The sequence below is a fragment of the Frigidibacter sp. ROC022 genome (assembly GCF_024723735.1).
Lineage (GTDB): Bacteria > Pseudomonadota > Alphaproteobacteria > Rhodobacterales > Rhodobacteraceae > SLM-1.
Map to the genome: position 1 here is coordinate 112,264 of NZ_JANQDU010000004.1, position 19,504 is coordinate 131,767.

14 protein-coding genes, 1 tRNA gene and 1 pseudogene are annotated in these 19,504 nt (G+C 63.9%); 8 read left to right on the forward strand and 8 right to left on the reverse strand.

The window, feature by feature from the left end; all coding sequences use genetic code 11:
* Positions 1-58 precede the first annotated feature (58 nt).
* Positions 59-910, reverse strand: a complete 852-nt coding sequence (ttcA, locus tag NUW50_RS16565) for a tRNA 2-thiocytidine(32) synthetase TtcA (protein WP_258290273.1) — start codon at positions 908-910, stop codon at positions 59-61.
* Between the two features lie 135 nt (positions 911-1,045).
* Here ttcA and NUW50_RS16570 point away from each other — a divergent pair, with 135 nt between their 5' ends.
* Both NUW50_RS16570 and NUW50_RS16575 read left to right on the forward strand, forming a co-directional pair.
* A complete protein-coding gene (locus NUW50_RS16570) occupies positions 1,046-1,594 on the forward strand; it encodes a hypothetical protein (protein WP_258290274.1) in 549 nt (182 codons plus the stop codon).
* A 67-nt stretch (positions 1,595-1,661) separates the two neighbouring features.
* Positions 1,662-2,213 carry a hypothetical protein gene (locus NUW50_RS16575; protein WP_258290275.1) on the forward strand — a complete coding sequence of 184 codons (552 nt, stop codon included), beginning with the start codon at positions 1,662-1,664 and terminating at the stop codon, positions 2,211-2,213.
* Positions 2,214-2,223: 10 nt separating this feature from the next.
* Here NUW50_RS16575 and yidD read toward each other — a convergent pair whose 3' ends face one another.
* Genes yidD through rpmH form a run of 3 tightly spaced genes read right to left on the reverse strand, consistent with a single transcriptional unit; the run spans position 2,224 to position 3,040 of the window.
* Positions 2,224-2,445 (reverse strand): membrane protein insertion efficiency factor YidD, encoded by a 222-nt coding sequence (gene yidD, locus NUW50_RS16580; RefSeq protein ID WP_258290276.1) that lies wholly within the window; start codon positions 2,443-2,445, stop codon positions 2,224-2,226.
* Positions 2,442-2,882: a ribonuclease P protein component gene (rnpA, locus tag NUW50_RS16585; RefSeq protein ID WP_258290277.1), complete on the reverse strand. Its 441-nt coding sequence runs from the start codon at positions 2,880-2,882 to the stop codon at positions 2,442-2,444. The genes yidD and rnpA overlap by 4 nt, the downstream gene beginning before the upstream one ends.
* A gap of 23 nt (positions 2,883-2,905) precedes the next feature.
* Complete coding sequence (rpmH, locus tag NUW50_RS16590; RefSeq protein ID WP_258290278.1) at positions 2,906-3,040, reverse strand: 50S ribosomal protein L34; 135 nt, start codon at positions 3,038-3,040, stop codon at positions 2,906-2,908.
* A 260-nt stretch (positions 3,041-3,300) separates the two neighbouring features.
* Between rpmH and NUW50_RS16595 the strand changes: the two genes are divergently transcribed.
* The 3 genes from NUW50_RS16595 to NUW50_RS16605 all read left to right on the forward strand — a co-directional run bounded on the left by NUW50_RS16595 (position 3,301) and on the right by NUW50_RS16605 (position 5,823).
* The gene (locus NUW50_RS16595; protein WP_258290279.1) at positions 3,301-4,704 is read left to right on the forward strand and encodes a sensor histidine kinase; all 1,404 of its coding nucleotides are present in this window, start codon (positions 3,301-3,303) and stop codon (positions 4,702-4,704) included.
* A 97-nt stretch (positions 4,705-4,801) separates the two neighbouring features.
* Positions 4,802-4,878 (forward strand) — tRNA-Arg (locus NUW50_RS16600).
* 165 nt (positions 4,879-5,043) lie between these two features.
* Positions 5,044-5,823 carry a DUF4145 domain-containing protein gene (locus NUW50_RS16605; protein ID WP_258290280.1) on the forward strand — a complete coding sequence of 260 codons (780 nt, stop codon included), beginning with the start codon at positions 5,044-5,046 and terminating at the stop codon, positions 5,821-5,823.
* Between the two features lie 782 nt (positions 5,824-6,605).
* Here the strand turns inward: NUW50_RS16605 and NUW50_RS16610 are convergent.
* Positions 6,606-6,737, reverse strand: coding sequence for a hypothetical protein (locus NUW50_RS16610; RefSeq protein WP_258290281.1), 132 nt, complete (start codon positions 6,735-6,737; stop codon positions 6,606-6,608).
* Positions 6,738-6,768: 31 nt separating this feature from the next.
* Between NUW50_RS16610 and NUW50_RS16615 the strand changes: the two are divergent.
* Both NUW50_RS16615 and NUW50_RS16620 read left to right on the forward strand, forming a co-directional pair.
* Positions 6,769-7,463: pseudogene (locus NUW50_RS16615) on the forward strand (transposase); the annotation flags it as partial.
* 237 nt (positions 7,464-7,700) lie between these two features.
* Positions 7,701-10,631 (forward strand): DUF3427 domain-containing protein, encoded by a 2,931-nt coding sequence (locus tag NUW50_RS16620; RefSeq protein ID WP_258290282.1) that lies wholly within the window; start codon positions 7,701-7,703, stop codon positions 10,629-10,631.
* 102 nt (positions 10,632-10,733) lie between these two features.
* On the opposite strand, the gene NUW50_RS16625 is transcribed toward NUW50_RS16620, so the two are convergent.
* The 3 genes from NUW50_RS16625 to NUW50_RS16635 form a co-directional block, all read right to left on the reverse strand.
* Positions 10,734-15,836 (reverse strand): RecQ family ATP-dependent DNA helicase, encoded by a 5,103-nt coding sequence (locus NUW50_RS16625; RefSeq protein ID WP_443135113.1) that lies wholly within the window; start codon positions 15,834-15,836, stop codon positions 10,734-10,736.
* 451 nt (positions 15,837-16,287) lie between these two features.
* On the reverse strand, positions 16,288-17,274 hold the full coding sequence (locus NUW50_RS16630; RefSeq protein ID WP_258290283.1) for a hypothetical protein: 987 nt from the start codon (positions 17,272-17,274) through the stop codon (positions 16,288-16,290).
* A 350-nt stretch (positions 17,275-17,624) separates the two neighbouring features.
* Positions 17,625-18,914, reverse strand: coding sequence for an Nramp family divalent metal transporter (locus tag NUW50_RS16635; protein WP_258290284.1), 1,290 nt, complete (start codon positions 18,912-18,914; stop codon positions 17,625-17,627).
* Between the two features lie 95 nt (positions 18,915-19,009).
* Here NUW50_RS16635 and mntR point away from each other — a divergent pair, with 95 nt between their 5' ends.
* Complete coding sequence (gene mntR, locus NUW50_RS16640; RefSeq protein ID WP_443135114.1) at positions 19,010-19,498, forward strand: manganese-binding transcriptional regulator MntR; 489 nt, start codon at positions 19,010-19,012, stop codon at positions 19,496-19,498.
* Positions 19,499-19,504: the final 6 nt, after the last annotated feature.

The following is a 19,504-nucleotide window of genomic DNA, read 5'->3' on the forward strand; positions in this document are numbered from 1 at the left end:
CGCGACACCGGCAGTTGTGTCGCATTTTCGGCAAATCCGGTTTCGGGGACGCCGGTCGTCAGCCGGCGGGGTCGCCGTCGCCCGCCGGGCCCAGCGTCAGCCCGGCAAAGTCGAACAGCTTCGGGTCCAGCAGATGCGAGGGCCGGGCGTTCATCAGCGCCCGGAACATCTTTTGCCGTCGCCCCGGATGCGCCTTTTCCCAGCCGTCGATCAGGGTCTTGATCTGCTGCCGTTGCAGCCCTTCCTGGCTGCCGCAGAGATCGCAGGGAATGATCGGATAGGCCATAGCCCGGGCGAAACGGTCGCAATCGGCTTCGGCCACATGGGCCAGCGGGCGCAGAACGAAGAGGTCGCCCTCTTCGTTGACCAGCTTCGGCGGCATCGTCGCCAGCCGCGAGCCGTGGAACAGGTTCAGGAAGAAGGTTTCGAGAATGTCGTCGCGGTGGTGGCCCAGGACCACCGCCGAACAGCCCTCTTCCCGGGCGATCCGGTAAAGGTTGCCGCGCCGCAGCCGCGAGCAGAGCGCGCAATAGGTCCGGCCCTCCGGCACCTTGTCCAGGACGATGGAATAGGTGTCCTGGTATTCGATCCGGTGCGGCACGCCCATTCTGCTCAGGAACTCGGGCAGGACGGTGGCCGGAAAGCCGGGCTGGCCCTGATCGAGGTTGCAGGCCAGCAGATCGACCGGCAGCAGGCCGCGCCATTTCAACTCGTGCAGGATCGCCAGCAGCGTGTAGCTGTCCTTGCCGCCCGACAGGCAGACCAGCCAGCGATCGCCCTTGCGGACCATGCCGTACTGTTCCACGGCCTCGCGCACATCCTGCACCAGCCGTTTGCGCAGCTTGCGGAATTCGGTGCTTTTCGGGGCACCGTGGAACAGCGGATGGATGTCGTCGCCCTCGTCAAGCATGGCGCCGGGGTATCCTATGGGATGGCGTCGGGCAAGCCATTGCGGGGGGCTGCCGCAGCGGGCGCGGGGTCCGGAATCCCGCACGCGACGCCCTGATGCCGGCGTGCTACCTTGCGGTATTCAGGAGAGGTGGCCATGGCCGGTATCGAAGAGCTGGAGAGCAAGATTCTCAAAGCGGTGGGCGAGGCCGAGAAGGGCCTCTCCAAGTTGCAGATGGACCTCGGCGTCGTCGCGAAGAAGCTGAAGGAGCCATCCGTCGATCAGGCCAAGGCCCTGGCCGCGATGAAGAAGGTCTATGCCTTCATGGGCAAGTACACGGCCGTGACCAAGATCCAGTCGTCGAAGGTCTTCGATCAGCTGTCGCCCAAGGCGCAGGCCAAGGTTGTCTGGATGGACAAGGTCATGGCCGAGCTGCTGAAGCAGGCGGACCAGCTCAAGCAGGCGCAGAAAGAGTCCAAATGGGACCCGGACAAGAAAAAGCCGATGCTGCTCAAGGTGCTCAAGCAGCGGGTCCGCGAGGCGCCGCAGATGCCGCGCGGCGTCGGCACGCTGGTCAAGACCATCGAAAAGGGCAAGGATCTGGGCGGTTTCGACGGCGCCTCGATCGGCTTCTTGCCGATGGCGATCATGTTGTGGATGATCTGGGATACGATCACGCGGGCCTTGAAGTCGAAACCGCGCTGAGGCCCGGGATCGGCCCCTCGGTTCGCGCCGGGCAGGTCCGGACAGCAAAGGACACCCATTGCCGGGCATGGAAAAGATCGAGACCAAGGTCCTCAAGGCCGTCGGAGATGCGCAAAAGGCGATGGCGCGACTGATGACAGAGCTGCGGCCGCTGGTGTCCAATGTCCGCCGGGGCGAGATCGATGGTGGCCTTGCCGTAAAGCTCTACAAGCGTGCCAAGGCGACGCTGGGCAGGTTCGGCAAGGTGACGAGGCTGCGGGACCATCCGGTGTTTCCCAGGCTCTCGGAGGCGGTGCGGGCACAGGTCGATTGGATCAGCATGCTGATGACCGGGCTGCTGCAGTTGAAGGCGCGGCTGGACAAGGCCCGCAAGCAATCGAAGCTCTATGTGAGCCGGAAATGGCGGATGCATCTGAAAGTGGCCCGCGAAGCGGTGCGGGCCGCGCCGCAGGTGCCGCCGAAGCTCCGGGCGATGATGAAGAAGGCCGAAAAGGCAAAGGACGATTTCGAGGACGCCGACAGGGTGCCCTATGTGCCGATGTCATTGCTGCTGGTGCAACTGGCCGATGCAATCTCGAAAGGGTTGAAGACGCGCCCCCGTATCGCGGCGCGGGTCTGAAGGCGCAGGATCAGTCGGGGACGTTGTCGATGCCGGAACCGCCCCAGGGATGGCAGCGTCCGATCCGGCGGATCGCCAGCCAGGTGCCCTTGATGCCGCCGTGCTTCTCCAGCGCCTCCAGCGCATAGGCCGAGCAGGTCGGTTGATAGCGGCAGCCGTGCCCGACCCAGGGGCTGAGCAGCAGCCGATAGGCCCGCACCGGCACGGCCAGGACATGCGCCAGCGGGCTCATCCATGCACCCGTTCAAGGGCGCGGCGCAGCTCTTCCCGCATCAGGGCAAAGTCGCGTGTCGCGGTGGCCTCGCGGCGTCCGACCAGCACGTAATCCCAGCCCGGACGGCCATGGGTGGCAAGGTCGAGCCGGGCAATCTCGCGCAGGCGGCGCTTGGCGCGGTTGCGGGCGACGGCATTGCCGACCTTCTTGGAGCAGGTGAAGCCGACGCGGATGCCCTGCCGGGCATCGGCGCGGTCCCGGGCCTGGAGCAGGAAGCCCGGTGTCGCCTGGCGTCGGGCCGAGGCGGCGCGCAGGAAATCGGGCCGGTGGCGCAGCCTTTGCAATGCGGCCTTCGTTGCGCCAGCGCTCTTGCCGGTCTCCGGACAAACGGAAACCGCCGGGGCGACCGCGGCCCCGGCATCTCTGCCTGCCTCAGCCTTCCCCGGCGGTGTCATCTCATTCGCCTTTCGGGCTGGCCTCAGGCCGAAAGCACCTTGCGGCCGCGGGCGCGGCGGGCATTGAGAACCCGGCGACCACCTTTGGTGGCCATGCGGGCGCGGAAACCATGGCGGCGGGCGCGCACCAGCTTCGAGGGTTGGTAAGTCCGTTTCATCGTCTTGCTCCGTCACGCTCAGTCGACCGAATCCAATCGTCGGGTTCAGGTCGGGATAATCCGAAGCCCGCCGTCTAAGGGGGATGCCCGCGGTTGTCAATCGCCGCCGACCGGGCCGCGGGCGGCGCGCCGTCTCCCTTCGGAGCCCGGTCCGGCGATCGGTCAGGAGCGCTGTCCCGCCGCACCTGCCCCCCTGTAAATCGTACCTTCGCTCTGCTAATCAGTGCATGTAATGGCGGTTCCCTGACGGGACGGAGTGCATGTTTTTCAATACCCTTTCGGGCCGCTTCGTCGTTCTGACCACGATTTTCGTGCTTCTCGCCGAAGTGCTGATCCTTGTCCCCTCGGTGGCCCGGTACCGCGAGGACTATCTGTTGTCGCGGCTGGAACGGGCCCAGATCGCCTCGCTGGCGCTTCTGGCCAACGACATGATCGATTCCGACCTGGAAAAGGAACTGCTCAGGACCGCCGGGGTCTACAACGTCGTGCTGCGCCGCGACGAGGTCCGGCAACTGGTGCTTTCCTCGCCGATCCCCTCGCCGGTCTATGCAACCTATGATCTGCGCGATGCCAGTTCGCTGGACCTGATCCGCGATGCGATGGTGGATTTGTGGAGCGCCGAGAACCGGGTGATCCGGGTGATCGGCAACCCGGTCCAGCAGGCCGGACTGCTGATCGAGGTCACGACGGATACCGCGCCGATGCGCCGCGAAATGCTGGACTACGGCCTGCGGATACTGGTCCTCTCGGCGGTGATCTCGATCGTGACCGCGATGCTGTTGTTCCTGGCGGTGCGGCGATTCCTGGTGCGGCCGATCAAGGGCGTCGTGGGCGCGATGAAGAGCTATGCCGAGGCGCCCGAGGATGCCCGGCGGATCATCCAGCCCAAGGCCGGCATGGTCGAACTGCGCGAGGCCGAGCAGGCGCTGGCCTCGATGCAGACCCAGCTGACCGGCGCGCTGAAGCAGAAGGAGAGACTGGCGCAACTCGGCGGCGCCATGGCCAAGGTGAACCACGACCTGCGCAACATGCTGACCACGGCGCAGCTGTTCACCGACCGGATGGAATCCTCTTCGGACCCGGTGGTCAAGCGCACGGTGCCGAAGCTGATCGGTTCGATCAACCGGGCGGTGAATCTTTGCGAGACCACGCTGGCCTTCGGCAAGACCGAAGAGCCGCCGCCGATGCTGACCCGGGTTTCACTGGCCGCGCTGGTCAACGAGGTGATGGACAGCGAACGGCTTGCGGCCGGCGACTATGACCTGTCGTTTTCCGAGGACGTGCCGACCGGCCTCGTGGTCCGCGCCGATGCCGAGCAGCTCTACCGCGTCATCGGCAATCTGGTCCGCAATGCCCGCCAGGCGATCGTTGCCTCGGGCAAGCCGGGCGAAATCTCGGTGCGTGCCACCGAGACCGACAGCGAATGGGACATCCATGTCACCGACACCGGCCCCGGCCTGCCGCCGAAAGCGCGCGAACATCTGTTCCAGCCGTTCCAGGGCGGGGTCCGCAAGGACGGCTTCGGCCTGGGCCTGGCGATCGCCGCGGAACTGACCCGCGGTCATGGCGGTCGGCTGGAGCTGCTGTCGAGCGGCCCGGAGGGCACATCCTTCGCGGTGCGGCTGCCGAAGACGCTGACCCAGCTGGAACAGGCCGCGGAATAGCAAGGCCTGCGAAGCCGGCAGGATCGAGGTTCCACCACTTCACCTCGGAATCCCCTTGCATCGGTCCGGCCCGGCAGCTAAATCGCCTCCTGTCCGCGCGCTGGTAGCTCAGTTGGATAGAGTACTTGACTACGAATCAAGGGGTCGGGGGTTCGAATCCTCCCCAGCGCGCCAAATTCACAAATAAAACCAAGCAGTTACGGGTCGTTCGGCTTAGCTCTACATTGCCGTCGGACTTACCTAGCAACCAATTGGCAAGCAAACGCGAGCACTCGGCTCCGCCGCCGCAACCAACGTGCCAGATTTTAGCAACCCGCGTTTTGATTCAGTGGCTTGCTCATGAAATACGTTTCACCCTCGGTCAAGGAGACCGCCTTCAATTGCCCGCACTGCGGGGCTTTGGCTCGCCAGTCTTGGTATTCCACTCACGCTGACGCGATGGAGAAGGACACCCTACCCGATATCATTGCCGCCGAGAAGTTGGAGGAGTTGAGCCTCGACCATATCGAAGAGGCAGAGGTACGTGGTAGCCTGAAAAAGTGGGCCGAACGCAAGGCCACGGGACGCCCGTTCTTCGAGGAGCATTCCACATATGGAGAGAGAGACCACCTGAACAATGTCTGGATAAGCCGCTGTTTCAACTGTAGCGAAGTGGCGCTCTGGATTTGCGACCAGATGATCTACCCTCGGAGTGGTGAAGCGTCACCCGCCAATCCCGACACGCCGGACGACATTCGCCGGGACTACGATGAGGCCAGCACTATCCTTGACCTCTCGGCCAGAGGGGCAGCAGCTCTCATCCGCCTCGGCATCCAAAAACTGTGCAAGCACCTCGGCCAACCGGGCAAGAGCATCAACGATGATATTATGGTCCTTGTTGCAGGAGGCCTCGATCCGCGCATTCAGAAGGCCCTCGATGTGGTGCGGGTCGTTGGGAACAACGCCGTTCACCCCGGTCAGATCGACCTCAAGGACGATCGAGCGACCGCGGAAAGCCTCTTCCGGCTGCTCAACTTGATCGTGGAAAAGATGATCTCCGAACCCAAATACGTTGATGAGGTCTACGCGGCGCTCCCGGAGGAAGCACGCAAAGCGATTGAGAAGGGCGACGGCAAGTAAGGCGCCCCCACAATCCATGCTGCGAGGGCGCCTGTCGGTTCGGGCAGCGAAGGAGCACCGCCGCCGACTGGACCCGATGATTTAGCGTCCGTCGGTTTCCTCAAGGACGCGCGGTTGGCAAGACCGCGTGTCGCTGCTCTGCCATTCCTGCGGCAGCGACTAGAGTGACCCTCGACCCACTCCCGCACGGCGGTCAGTGGGTTGCTTGCATCCGTGACAGAGGCGGATGGCTGTCACGTCAGTGCTCCAAAACTGCGAACTGCATCGCAGGCAGACCCGCCAGCCGACGCGCCGAACCACGCGGGGCGGCGACTGGTCGAGGTCCAAGACCGGCTCGCGCCTCTTGCCTCCGTCGAACGGCCATGCCTCAAGGCGTGGCTCGCTGAACCCGAACTCGTTAGGGCGCGGCTGTGCTGGCGCTACAGCCGAGGATCGCCCCTCGCCGCCACCCTTGCCCCGAGCCGGTGCAACTCGCGGCTGTGCGGGCGGCGCTGTCGCGGCCGGGGGCGCTGTCTCGCCCCTGCGGTACGCGACCAGCCACGCAGGCTCGCCCGTCACCGCGCCCGCCCCGGCCATTGTGCATACGCCGCCTGCCACGTTCCGTCCCGTTCCCACTTCGTCAGACAGTCAATCGGGAAGTCCTTGGCAAGCTCGCTTGCCGCCATCTGTTCGCGGCACCTCGCCTCGAACTCCTCGAAGGGCGCGAATGGGGACTGACGCGGCGCACGCGCTGCCTCAACCTTCGCAAGTCGTGTCAGCATTCCCCTGATCACCGCCATAGCTCAGTCGCCCAGCGCGAGCAGCGCTGCGCCAAGCTCAAGGGCGCGGCGGAAGCGACGGTCAGCCTCAGCCTTCCGCTCTTTCGCGGCGTCTTCCGCACGCTGCGCCAGCACCGGCTGTTCTGCCTGCGTCACCGTGAAGTCTGGGACGACGATAGGGGCCTCGCGGCGCTATTTCGTGTCGGAAGCCAGCGTTTACAGGGTTCTGAAGGCGCATGACCTGATCACCAGCCCGACCTTCGTGGTCATCAAGGCAGCAGAGGAGTTCCACGAGAAGACGACCCGACCGAACCAACTCTGGCAGACCGGCTTCACCTACCTGAAGGTCATCGGCTGGGGCTGGTTCTACCTCTCGACCATCCTCGACGACTACAGCCGCTACGTCATCGCCTGGCGGCTCTGCACGACCATGAAGGCGTCGGATGCGACCGCGACACTGGAAGATGCTCTGGTCGCCTCCGGCTGTGATCGGGCCACAGTTGCCCACCGGCCCCGGCTGCTCAGCGACAATGGCAGCAGTTACATCTCCGGGGAACTGGCCGACTGGCTTGCTGACGAGGGCATGGATCACGTCTGGGGCGCTCCCGCCACCCTCAGACCCAGGGCAAGATCGAGCGCTGGCATCAGACCCTGAAGAACCGCATCCTGCTTGAGAACTACTACCTGCCCGGCGCCCTGGAACAGGCGATCGGCGACTTCATCGACCACTACAACCATCACCGATACCACGAGAGCCTGGGCAACCTCGTGCCCGCCGACGTCTATCTCGGCAGGGCCGAAGCCATCCTGAAAACACGAAAGGAGATCAAAGCGAAAATCATCGAGAAGCGCCGCTTGCTGCATCGCCAGACCGCGGCATAGACTGAAACCCCAACGAGTCAGGCCCTCCGTTCTCGATCAGGCCCTCGTGTCCCAAATCATCTGACGACGGACAGGCTGATCCGGGTGAAGAAAACCATGTGGGCCGTGGCCGGGACCTGGGAACGCGCGTTCACGTGCCTTGGAAAGACGAGCGGCTCCTTCGGCGTTGTATCCTTCCAGCCTGGACAAGTCGGCCCGGATCCTTAGCCTGCCGGGCTGTGACCAGTCGAGGCGCTTTTGGGTAACGCGAGCAAGACCTGTCCGATCTGTTCGGGACTTGAAGCGGGGTTGATTCCGGCACCGCGTCATGTGGCGCGCTGGGATGTGCTCACCGCGTCCGAACAGCTCGGACTGCTTGCCCAACTCGGAGAGGCGCTCGGGCGTGGGGCGCCTGGCTTCACCGCCTCTTCCGAATATGGTCACTTCCATCTCAGCGAGGCGCTGCCGCAGGGACAAGCGCCCATGCGCCTGACGACCGGGGGCGAGGATCCGATGCTGCCCCTGCTGACTGAGAACTTGGATCAGGCGCATTCCGTCGATCTTGCGGTAGCGTTTGCAATGGACAGCGGTGTGGCGCTGTTGGAGCCGTGGTTTCAAGACCTACTGGAGCGCGGTGGGCGTCTTCGGGTCGTCGTAGGCGACTACCTCGATACGACCGATCCGGCCGCGCTGGGCCGGTTGCTCGAACTGGAGGGCGCCGAGCTTTACGTGTTCGAGACGGCGGGACTGAGCTTCCACCCCAAGGTTTGGTTGTTTCGCGCGGAAGACAACCGCGGCGCGATTGTCGGAAGCTCGAACCTGTCGCAATCCGCGCTGACGACCGGTGTCGAGTGGAACCTGCATACAGAGGACACCTCCGGGGAAATCGCCGAGGCGTTCGAGGCGTTGCTTGCACGGCCTGAAGTGAAACCGCTCACCCCAGAGTGGATCGACGCATATGCCGCGCGCCGACGCGCACGGCCCCTGCCGGAGTTCTCGGCCAAACTGCTGGAAGAGGAGGGGCCGCCGCCCGAGCCGCACGAGATACAGGTTGAGGCCCTCGAGGCCTTGCGTGCCACCCGCCAGACCGGACACCGCGCCGGGCTCGTGATTCTCGCGACCGGATTGGGCAAGACCTGGCTCGCGGCCTTCGATACGGTGCAGGCCAAGGCCGGTCGCATACTCTTCGTCGCCCACCGTGATGAGATCCTCACGCAGGCAATGAACGCTTTTCGAAAAGTTCGCCCGGATGCCCGGCTCGGCAAATACAACGGCCAGGAAAAGGACGCCGAGGCTGAGATCTTGTTCGGCTCGATCCAAACCTTGGGTCGCGTCGCGCATCTGCGGCAGTTTGCGCCCGACCACTTCGATTACATCGTCGTGGATGAGTTCCATCATGCCGCCGCAAGCACCTATCAGAAGCTGATCGACCACTTCACGCCACGCTTTCTGCTCGGCCTGACCGCGACGCCGGACCGGACAGATGGCGCCGATCTGCTTGGGCTGTGTGGCGGGAACCTCGTCTATCAATGTGGGCTCTTCGACGGAATCGACCGGGGACATTTGTCGTCGTTCCACTACTTCGGCGTGCCCGACGAGGTGGACTATGCCCAGATCCCCTGGCGCTCGGGTCAGTTCGACCCGACCGAGCTGGAAGCCGCGATGGCGACAGAGGCGCGGGCGCTGAATGCTTACGAGCAGTTCCAGAAGCGCGCAAAGGGGCCGGCGATCGGGTTTTGCGTCTCGAAGCACCATGCCGATTACATGGCGGAGTTTTTCAAGGCGCGTGGGCTGCGGGCGGTCGCGGTTCATTCCGGTGAAAGTTCGGCGCCGCGAACCAGTTCGCTGGTCGCGCTGGGCAGGGGTGAGATCGACATCCTGTTCGCTGTCGACATGTTCAACGAAGGCGTCGACGTGCCCGAGATCGGCACCGTGATGATGCTTCGCCCGACCAAGAGCGCGATCATCTGGCTGCAACAGCTTGGCCGGGGTCTGCGGCGCGTCGAAGGCAAGGTGCTCCAGGTCATCGACTACATCGGCAACCACCGCTCGTTTCTCACCAAGGCAGCGGCGCTCTTGCAGGCTGGCGGTGGTGACAGGTCGATCAGCAAACGGTTGGATGATCTGGAGGCTGGGGCGTTCAAGCTTCCGGCGGGCTGCGAGGTCACGTATGAGCTTGAGGCCATCAAGTTTCTGCGCGACCTCCTCAAGACTAGCGACGCCCATGACGAAGGCGAGGCTTTCTATCGTGGGCATATCTTGCGGAGAGGGCGAAGGCCCACAGCCCTGGAATATGCCGAGGCCGGGTTCTCCCCGGCCAAAACTGGTCACGGCACCTGGTTCGAGTTTGTGCGCGACATGGGAGATGAGGTTGCGCCGGGCGTATTCGAGAACATGGGGCTGCTGAGAATGCTTGAGCGACCAAATCTCGCGACGCCGGAGGTTCCCGCTCTGATCGATGTCCTCACCTCCGGTGAACTTCTGCCGAAGAGTAAGATCGCTTCGGCGGTGGGCGAGACGCTCCAGCGTCATGGCCTCCGGCAAAGCGGCACGTCGGAAGAAATTGAGAGAGCCGTGGCCGACCTGCTGATGTCGCCACACGTGGTCGAAGCTCATGGCGTTGTGCGTTTTCGCCAACCCGTTTCGCAGGATCAAGCGGCGGCGTTGCGTGAACTCATTGCCTGGCGGTTGGATACCTCGGTCGAGCGCGTGCGGCCATCAACGGAATTTGCGGAACCGGGGCCAGGTCCGATCCTGTGGCACGAATACATGCGCCAGGATGTGCCCGCATTGTTCGGAGAGACCTTCAACACGGGCAGCTGGAACCAGGGTGTCGTGAAGATCCCGAGCGGGCTGGTTCTGTTCACGACCTTGAAGAAGGGAGGGCTTTCACAAGGCGGACAGTATGAAGATCACTTCATCGACGACCAGACCATGCAATGGCAGAGCCAGACCAGCACACGCAGGAGCAGCGAGCGGGGGCGGATCCTTCTTGGTGAGGTCGAGGGGCAAGAGGTGCACCTCTTCGTACGCGGTTCCAAACTCCGTGGATCGACTGCCGCGCCTTTCCTCTACCTCGGAAAACCCCGTGTGATCCGGTCCCGAGGGGAAGCGCCAATCACAATCGAATGGCAGCTTCCGGCCAAGATCCCGCCCGCTTTTCACGGGGCGTTCGGCTTGGGGCAGTGATGTCATTAAGCGTTATTCGCGAATGGCGGCGCGGCAATCGCACCCTTCTGAGTTTGGGGGCCAGATCAGGGATGAAATCAGGTCGTCACGTCCGAGACTTGGCTATCCGTCTTCGAACACCAACTCCGGAAGCACGACCTCCCATTCATCGCGCTTGAGGGTGTAATGAAACGCCTCGTCGCCGTCCTCCTTGCGCCAACGTAGAATCGCTGCGATCTCGCCTCGGGCAAATCTGGTCCTGGGAGGCGGTGAGAAGGATTTTGCCATTCGTCCGAGAACCCGCCCCTTGGCGTCGCGAATGAACCATTGGCCATTCTCAAGGTCGAGCCTCACAGGATCACCAATCTGCGCGTCAGCGATGGCCGCGAGCGCGGGATGGCCGGGGCGTTGACGACCGGCAAAGGAGAGATCGACCATCCGTGCTTCGGGCGAGACGTAGTGTCGCCTCGGACTCGGAAAGGCGGTAAGAATGGGTGTGACGTGGCGAGTCAGGATCGAGGGTGAGTCGGTGGGCAGGTATTCGTGGTTGTCGTTCGACATTACCGCGAGGCTACGGCGCGCGCGGGTCATGGCGACGTAGAACAGCCGGCGGGGGGCGTCCTGGTCTTCTTCGCGCGAGGGGCGCTCCCAACCGCCGTCGAGGATGACCACGTCGTCGAACTCAAGCCCCTTGGCGCGGTGGGCTGTGAGCAGCTTCAGGCCGCGTTGTTCGCCCCAGGAGTCGCGCGCCCATTCCGCGAACCATTCGATGATGTCGGTCGCAGGGAGCGAGCGGCTCTCGACATCGCGCGCGAGAAGGCCAAGGCCCTCGCCGATCCGATCGGTCCAGCGGGATGTCGGGATGGCGTTGAGCACTTGGGTCAACTCGGCAATGGTGAACATCCGGGTCAGGTCGGCGCGGATGGTCGCGACAAAGGTCTGCATTTCGCGCATTCGCCACAGGCCCGGCAGTCGGTCACTGGCCCATTCGACCGGGATGCCAAGGCTCTCGGCGTAGTCGCGTACCGGGGCGAGGCGGCGCCAGTCGCGGGCGATGATGGCGGCGCGAGACCATGTCCAATCCGGGATCAACCGCGACAGGCGTTGCAGCTCATCGAGCGCGGACATGGCCTGCGCGTCGTTGCCAGGCGGGCAGGCGAGGATCTGGACACGTCCTTGCCCGACCGGGTCGAGTGACGCGAGCGCCCCGCCGGGATCGTCGTTCAACCGCGCCGGATCAACAGTGATTTCGTGCCCGGTCTTCATCCGCTCTGCTGACTCGGCGATCACCGCGTTGGCCGCCGAGACGATGTGGCCGGAGGAGCGGTAGTTGTCGGTGAGGAAAACGGGCTTGGCGGAGTAATCCTCCTCGAACTGGCGGATGTAGCGGACAGACGCCCCGGCGAAAGCGTAGATGTTCTGGTCGTCGTCGCCGACGGCAAACAGGCTGAGTCGCTGGTCAGGGTCATCAAGGCTGCGGCCAGCGACCGCCGCGATGAGCGCGTATTCTCCCGGGCCGACATCCTGGTACTCGTCGACCAGGATCCAGCGGTAGCCCTGGATCAGGGTCTCTCGCAGGGCCTCGGCCTCTTGCTTGCTGAGCCCGTCGCCCCGGAGCAGTTGGACAGCCTTCTTGAGCAAGTCGTCGAAATCCACCGTTTCGGTCCGCGCCCCGGCGAAGCTGGCACCGACAAGGCGCATGGCGAGGGCATGGACCGTCGACACGGTGACAAAGGCTGCCTCATCGCCGATCAGGCGGCGCAGCCGTTCGCGGATCTCGGCGGCGGCATGGCGGTTGTAGGCCAGCACCAGGATGCCGCGCGGGTCTTCGCGCCGGATCCGCACGAGGTAGGCGATGCGGTGGACCAACACCCGGGTCTTGCCGGACCCGGGGCCAGCGAGAACCAGCACGTTTGTCTGTTCGCGGTCGTCGCGGACGATCTGTTCCTGCACGGGGTTGCCGAGAGAACCGACGATGGCCTTCCACGACGCGCCGGTGGCTTGCCTGCGGTACTCGGTGCCACGACCCGGAAGCCAGCGGCGCATGAAGGTCTCGTGGTCGAGCGCGAAATAGTCTTCAGCCAGCCGTTCCGCCTCTTCGATGCTGTCGAGGCCCTTCTCGGCATAGGTGGCCATGACATGCGTCTGGATGGTCTGCTCGGTGTAATGTTCTTCGAGTGGCGCGAAGTGCTGTACCGTGAAGTTGCCGCCCTTGCGGTTGAGCCGAACGGTCAGCGCCTGCCGGAACACGCTGAGCCCGCGACCGAGGGTGACGACCTGTTGCTCATGCAGCCAGAGGAGGGCGCGGTCCATCAACCGGTTCGGATCGTGGATCTTCGCGCGCAGCAAGGCGTCACCGGTGATTGCGGCGAGCAGGCTGCCCAACGTGGTCTCAACCTGGATGTCCTTGCCGCGCGTTCCCTTCTCCACCTTTCCGACCAGATGATCGAGAAGTCGCTGAGCGCCCTGGCGGCGGACCTGGGCGGTCTGGTCGACGACTGGCCAGGACCGTTGAAGGCGGACCATAAGGCTGCTGCGCGCCGACTTACGCACTGACAGGTTTCCGCGCCCGCCGTCCATGTCGCGCCCGTCCTGCGCCATGCCGCGGATGAGCGCCTCGACCAGATCTGGGCGCACATCAGAGTGGCCGCGCTCGCGCAGCGCCTGGCTGGTCTGGGCGAGGTTGAGCGGCAAGGGCTCATTCGCATCCGCATCGGGCGCGAGTTCCCGCATCAGGGCGATCAGGTCGGCCTCGAGAGCGGCGGCCCGGTCGAACCTGTTTTGCGACGAGTTTTCGATGCCGACGTGCGCGAAGATGGTGATGTTGGTGTCGTCGTTGGCGATGCCGACGGCTTCAAGGTCAGTGAGCGCCTTGCGCAGCGCGGCCCCGGACAGCCCGCTGACACCGGCAAGCTCGTCGGTGCTGATCCCCTCGTCGACTGGCGCGTTGATGATGTGACGCACGATGTTGAGGAGGCGCTGTTTCTGCTTGCCGGAGATGGCGGCCCTGTCGAGGATCCTTTCAGCCGCGGCCAGATCGGGCACCCGAAGCGAGGCCGGAAAGACCTGTACACGGTTCTCCTCGCGCGACAGCAACGTTGCCTCTTCCAGCCAGGCGACAGCTGTCTTCACGCGGGTGTCGTCGGTGTTGGTGTCGCGCTGGAAGTCGTAATCCCTCTCCTCGCGCACGATCTCGCCAGAGGTGGCGATGACTTCGCCGTCTTTTCGGGTGCGGGTGTCGATCCGGCGAAGGGCCTTGAGGATCGCGCCGATCTCGTGGCGGGCAAGGCGCGAGCGGGCCGAGAGGCCGAACTGCCTGTCGACGTCTTCCTCGTTGTACAGCAGCACGCAATTTGCCGGTTGCCGGTCACGCCCGGCGCGGCCGGCCTCTTGCAGGTAGTTCTCGAGTGAGCCGGGCACGTCACCGTGTACGACCAGCCGGATATCGGGCTTGTCGATCCCCATCCCGAAGGCGTTGGTCGCAGCGATGACACGGATCTCGCCAACGCGGAACTGCTCCTGGATCTCACGTTTTTCTTCCGGGTCCAGCCCGGCGTGGTAGCGTTCCGCCGCGAGCCCTTGTTGCTTGAGAAATTCGGCCACGCGCTCGGTCGCGCTGCGGGTTGCGCAATAGACGATCGCGCCGGAGACGCCTTCGGGCGGTAGGGAGCTCTGGATCGTGTCGAGGATGTCGCTCAGCTTGGTCGTGCGCTGTGTGGGTCTAACTTCAAAGCTGAGGTTGGTGCGGGTCGAACCGCCGTCGAGCAGGACAAGATCGTGGCCGACGCGGGCTTTGAAGTGGTCTCGAATGTCCTGGACGACTTCGGGTTTCGCGGTGGCCGTGAGGCAGAGCACCGGGGCCGGGTCATCGCCCGAGCTCTCCTTGATGAACCGGCTCACGTAACGGTAGTCGGGGCGGAAATCGTGACCCCATTTTGAAATGCAATGCGCCTCGTCGAGTACCCAAAGACCGACTTCACGTTGCTTCAATGCGGAGCGGACCGAGATACTGCGGAGTTGCTCAGGCGAGATCAGCAGGATCGCCGCGTCGCCCATCCGCACCTTTTCGAGGGCGTCGTGGCGCTCGGGGAGCGACAACAGCCCGTTGACCGTGACGGCGGAAGAGATCCCGGCGCGCGCGAGGCCCTGTACCTGGTCGGCCATCAGAGCAACCAGCGGCGAGATGACAACAGTCAGCGCACCTGTCTTGTCGTAGCGCGATAGTGCCGGGATCTGGTAGCAGAGCGATTTGCCTGTGCCGGTGGGCAGGATGCCAAGAACGCTGTTGCCGGCCATTGCCTCCGCAACGATCCGCTCCTGCAAGGGGCGTCCAAGTTCATCAGCGGGTTCAGGCCGGAAGTTCTCGAAGCCGAACCAGCGTTCGAGCGCGGCCCGCGGGTCGTTCTGCTCGCGGCACCAGGCGCAGGCGGGGGCGTTGCAGCTGTGTTCGCGCAGACGGCGCACGATCCGGGCCGCCTCGGGAAACTGCATCCGCACCCAAGGCGGCATGACCGAGTCCCCACCAGAGACGGAGATCCAGGACAGCGCGTAGGCCAGCGGCCACCCCTTATTAGGGCTGCGGATATCCTCGAGCAATTCATCGAGCAATTCATCGAGCTGGTTCATGCAGGCCTGCCCGGCAAGCATTCGGCGGATGGCGGCGCGGGCTTCGATCTCTGACGGTGCGCCGGTGCCGCGAATTTGGTGGAAAACCGTGTGAAACCCACCTGTTCGTGGCCCTCGGGTCGCAAGGAAATGGTAGGCGGTGAGCGTGTCGGGCGTGGTGGCGTTCAGGCGCGCCAAGGCCGCGATCTGATCTTCCAGAACCTCGAACACCAGTCGCGCGTCCTGCTCTGGATCGTTGACGTGGCCCGACTGGAGCCGCCCGTCGTGGTAGTGTTTGACGAGGTGATGGTAAGGGTTGCGCGGGAAGGCGAGGGGGTTGAGCCAGAGTGTGTCGATCGGGGCTTCTGCGAGCGCCGCCAACCGCGGCGATGCGGCGGCAAGATGAGGTAGATCGTGGCGCAGGATGTTGTGCCCGATGACGTGGTCGAAGTTGCGGCAGAAAGTGTCGAGCCGCGACAAGGCGGAGCTGATGTCTCGGGTGGCGTGGATCGGCGGCATGGCCGCGTCACGCGCAACGGCGGCAAGCGCGAAAATGCGCGCGGCCTTCGGATCGACCTCGAGGTCGACCGAAACACAGCGGGCCAGAATGTCGGCCCTCAATCCACTCGCGTTTGCGAACATTCCCACGGTTTCAACTGCCTTTGTTAATGTTTCGGATAAAACCCCTTTGTGGCAAGGAAAAGGAAAGCGTTTGACCAGACAGCTACCAACAGGCTCGCGCGAAAAAATCTGCCCTTTTCCCAAACCTGTGTTGACAGGCGTGCTGTGCATTTTCGTTAGACATGGCGCCGTGTAAGCTATTGATCGTCAAAGGGAGGGATTTGTCTAAGATCCACGCAACCCATTGAAGAGTAAAAGGGGCACCGATCCTCCCCTGCGCGCCATTTGCTTTCCAGTAAATTCAGTTCGTTGGTCGGCATGATGTCGGCAATCTCGGTTGGTCGGCTTCGCAGCCGGGCCCCGTGGCTGCCTCTGGTGCCTCTGTCGGTTGCGCGGGCCGGCGCGGGGCACTCCATGCCGGTCAGCGTCTGCGTATTCTCCTCCGTAGGCCCTATTCCGGAGTTGGGTGCAGGATTGTCGGGCCGCTCGGCCTGTCTCCCAGCTTGCGAAGGCGCCAGACGCGGAACGGATTGGACCACAGGCTCCCGAGCCAGAGGGGAAAGCGCGCCTTCAGGGTCAGCGCCGGTACGCCTTCGGCTCCTTGGTCCAGAGACGCGACATCCAGTCGCCGCCGCATATGTGCCGCCAGGACGGCAAAGCCCGACCGTTTCGAGTTCAGCGTATCGACCATGACCAGCCGCGCCGCCGTTGCCATCAGGTAGAGGTCGGTCAGCATTTCGGCATTGCGCTCGCTCACCCGCGTGCCGCCGGAATAGTGAAGCGGGCTGTTGTCGCTGCTGCGGGCGGTGTCCGTGGTGGTCCAGTCGAACTCGGGGCCATGGGTTTTGGCAAAATACCCGATGGGGATCTGACTGTCGGAACAGATCAGGAGCCGCCAGCCGCGCATCCGGCGGGCGATCAGTCTGAAGGCAGTGCGAAAATCCGTCTGATAGTCGGTATGTCGAATGTGCACCGCCGCGTAGCGACCGCCGATGGCCCTGCGGGCGCCAAGGATGCGGTCGACCAGTGCCGGCTTCAGTCGCAGCCGCGCGAGGAATGCGACCCCCAGTTCGCCGCCTCCATGCGCGTAGTGCAGAAGGATCGGCGCGTCCTGCGGCTGGCCTTCGTCATAGCGAAGGTCGAGATCACCTTCGGGCAATTGCCAGACCGTCTCGGTGTCCCCGTGGGTTGCGGTGATCCTGCCATGTGCCGTCGCAACGGTTCCGGACCAGTCCCGGAGCGCGACGATCCGCTGTCCTGGTGCGAGGTCGAAATACTCGAAGAGGTCGTCCTCAAGCCCCGACTGCCGGGTATCGACAACAAGAAGCCTTCCGGACCGCTCGGCGGCGCGGACGCAAAGCTCCAGCTGGCACAGCATGTCGTTGAAGCCGCCGCGCGGCATTGCCAGAAGTACCTGGTCCGATTCGTCTTCCGCCATGCCACATGCCAAACAGGGAAATGATGAGTACCGATACGCAAGCCCGAAGCGTATGGTCTGGCCCGCCATTCCTCAACCGCTATTCCCCTGAAGGCTTGTGCCGGTGGCCGGATCGCAAGGTGCTGCGCGCGGCCAAGGTGTCGGCCGTCAGCGGTGCGGGGGCTTGGCCGGGATGGTCGGGAAGCCATCTGCAATTGGAACGAAGCCAATGTCGGGCTGTTGCCAACGGGATGGAACCGTCAGGTGGGATCGAGGCTGGCAGCGGCGAGCAGAAGAAGGTCGTCGATGATTTGACCCCGGAGCGCGAGATGCCCAGGTTCGTCAGGTCTCGGGCCTGTGCTCTTTCCGCCCTATCCGGTGATGAAGGGGATCGGCAGGCCGAAGACATCCGCCAGCAGGACGAAGTTCAGCGCCAGGACGACAACGGCACCGATGCCGGCAAGGGTGCGGATCAACGGTCCGGTGGCAAAGGCGCCCATGATGTCCTTGCGGGCGGAGAAGATGATCAGAGCGATCATCGGCACTGGCAGTGCGATCGACAGCACCACCTGACTCATCACCAGAGCCTGCGTGGCGTTCACGCCCATGCCGACCACCGCGAAGGCGGGAATCATGGTGACCAGGCGGCGGACCCAGACCGGGATGCTGAAATGCAGGAAACCCTGCATGATCATCTGGCCTGCCATGGTTCCGACGACGGAACTGGAGATGCCGGAAAAGATCAGCGACAGCAGAAACATGCTTGCGGCCGCAGCGCCAAGCAGCGGGGTCAGGGTATGATAGGCGGTCTCGATCTCGGCGACGTCGGAATGGCCTTGGTGAAAGGCGCTGGCCGCCATGACCACCATGGCGATATTGACCATGCCCGCCACCGCCAGCGCCAGGACCACCTCGATGTTCGAGTAACGCAAAACCTTGCGGCGGTCGGAATCGTTGCGCGGTTCGGCACGCGCCTGCATGAGCCCCGAGTGCAGATAGATCGCATGCGGCATGACGGTGGCGCCGATGATGCCGACGGCGATGGTCAGGGCCAGGGTATCGGGCAGTACCGGCTGCATCATGCCCAGGCCGACCGAGGCCCAGTCCACCGGGGCGATGATCAGCTCGGCCAGGTAGCAGAGCCCGATCACCCCGACCATCGCGCTGATGATCAGCTCCATCGGGCGGAAGCCGTAGCGCTCGAAGATCAGGATCGCATAGGTCACGATGGCGGTGATCACCATGCCGACGAACAACGGCAGGCCGAACAGCAGCGCCAGCCCAATGGCGCCGCCCAGGAACTCGGCCAGGTCGGTGGCCATCGCCGCCACTTCGCTGATGACCCACATGATCCAGACCACCGGTTTCGGGAAGTTGTCGCGCGACAGTTCGGCCAGGTTCTTGCCGGTGACGATGCCCAGCCGGGCCGACAGCGCCTGGAACAGCATGGCGATCAGGTTGGCCAGAAGCACCACCCACAGCAGGCTATAGCCATAGCCTGCTCCGGCCTGGATGTTCGTGGCATAGTTGCCGGGGTCCATGTAGGCGACCGAGGCAATGATTGCCGGGCCGGCGAACAGGAGCTTGCTTCGCCAACTGCGGTTCTTGCCGCTGAGAACGGCACTGATACCGCCACGGGTTGTTTCTGTGAGATTGGACATGGGTCTTTCCAGGAGCTTCGGCGTGAAAGATAGCCAGTGCTATACCTTCTGCAAGGGTAAATCTGTAATTCCCTTGTCTTGTGACGGGATTCCTGGTGGCGAAGAAGTTGAGCCTTGGCTATAAAGTCTTCCTGACACATTCGGGTAACCTGAACATGCCGACCTCGCCGACGCCTCTCCAAGACCAGGCCGATCGCTTCGCGCGTGCGCGTGAGGCGCAATCGGTCGCCTTGCTCGAAGATTATGTGGAGCTGATCGGCGATCTTCATGCCGAACTTGGCGAGGCGCGCGTGGCCGATATCGCGCAGCGGATGGGTGTCGCCCAGCCGACCGCCACCAAGGCGATCGCGCGCCTGAAGCGGGAAGGGCTGGCGACGTCGCGTCCCTATCGCGGGGTCTTCCTGACCGAAGACGGCTCGGCCATGGCCGACCGTGTCCGGTCGCGGCACCGCACGATCGTCGCCTTTCTGATCGCGGTCGGGGTCCCCGAAGACGTGGCCGAGACCGACGCCGAAGGGATCGAGCATCACGTCTCCGGCCATACGCTCAAGGCCTTTGAACGTTTTCTTGCACAGCGGGACTGAGCGCGG

Coding starts and splice junctions, on each gene's coding strand:
- yidD (WP_258290276.1), bottom strand. CDS start 2,445: ATGAGCCCGCTGGCGCATGTCCTGGCCGTGCCGGTGCGGGCCTATCGG.
- rnpA (WP_258290277.1), bottom strand. CDS start 2,882: ATGACACCGCCGGGGAAGGCTGAGGCAGGCAGAGATGCCGGGGCCGCG.
- rpmH (WP_258290278.1), bottom strand. CDS start 3,040: ATGAAACGGACTTACCAACCCTCGAAGCTGGTGCGCGCCCGCCGCCAT.
- NUW50_RS16635 (WP_258290284.1), bottom strand. CDS start 18,914: ATGTCCAATCTCACAGAAACAACCCGTGGCGGTATCAGTGCCGTTCTC.
- NUW50_RS16570 (WP_258290274.1), top strand. CDS start 1,046: ATGGCCGGTATCGAAGAGCTGGAGAGCAAGATTCTCAAAGCGGTGGGC.
- NUW50_RS16575 (WP_258290275.1), top strand. CDS start 1,662: ATGGAAAAGATCGAGACCAAGGTCCTCAAGGCCGTCGGAGATGCGCAA.
- ttcA (WP_258290273.1), bottom strand. CDS start 910: ATGCTTGACGAGGGCGACGACATCCATCCGCTGTTCCACGGTGCCCCG.
- NUW50_RS16605 (WP_258290280.1), top strand. CDS start 5,044: ATGAAATACGTTTCACCCTCGGTCAAGGAGACCGCCTTCAATTGCCCG.
- NUW50_RS16630 (WP_258290283.1), bottom strand. CDS start 17,274: ATGGCGGAAGACGAATCGGACCAGGTACTTCTGGCAATGCCGCGCGGC.
- NUW50_RS16595 (WP_258290279.1), top strand. CDS start 3,301: ATGTTTTTCAATACCCTTTCGGGCCGCTTCGTCGTTCTGACCACGATT.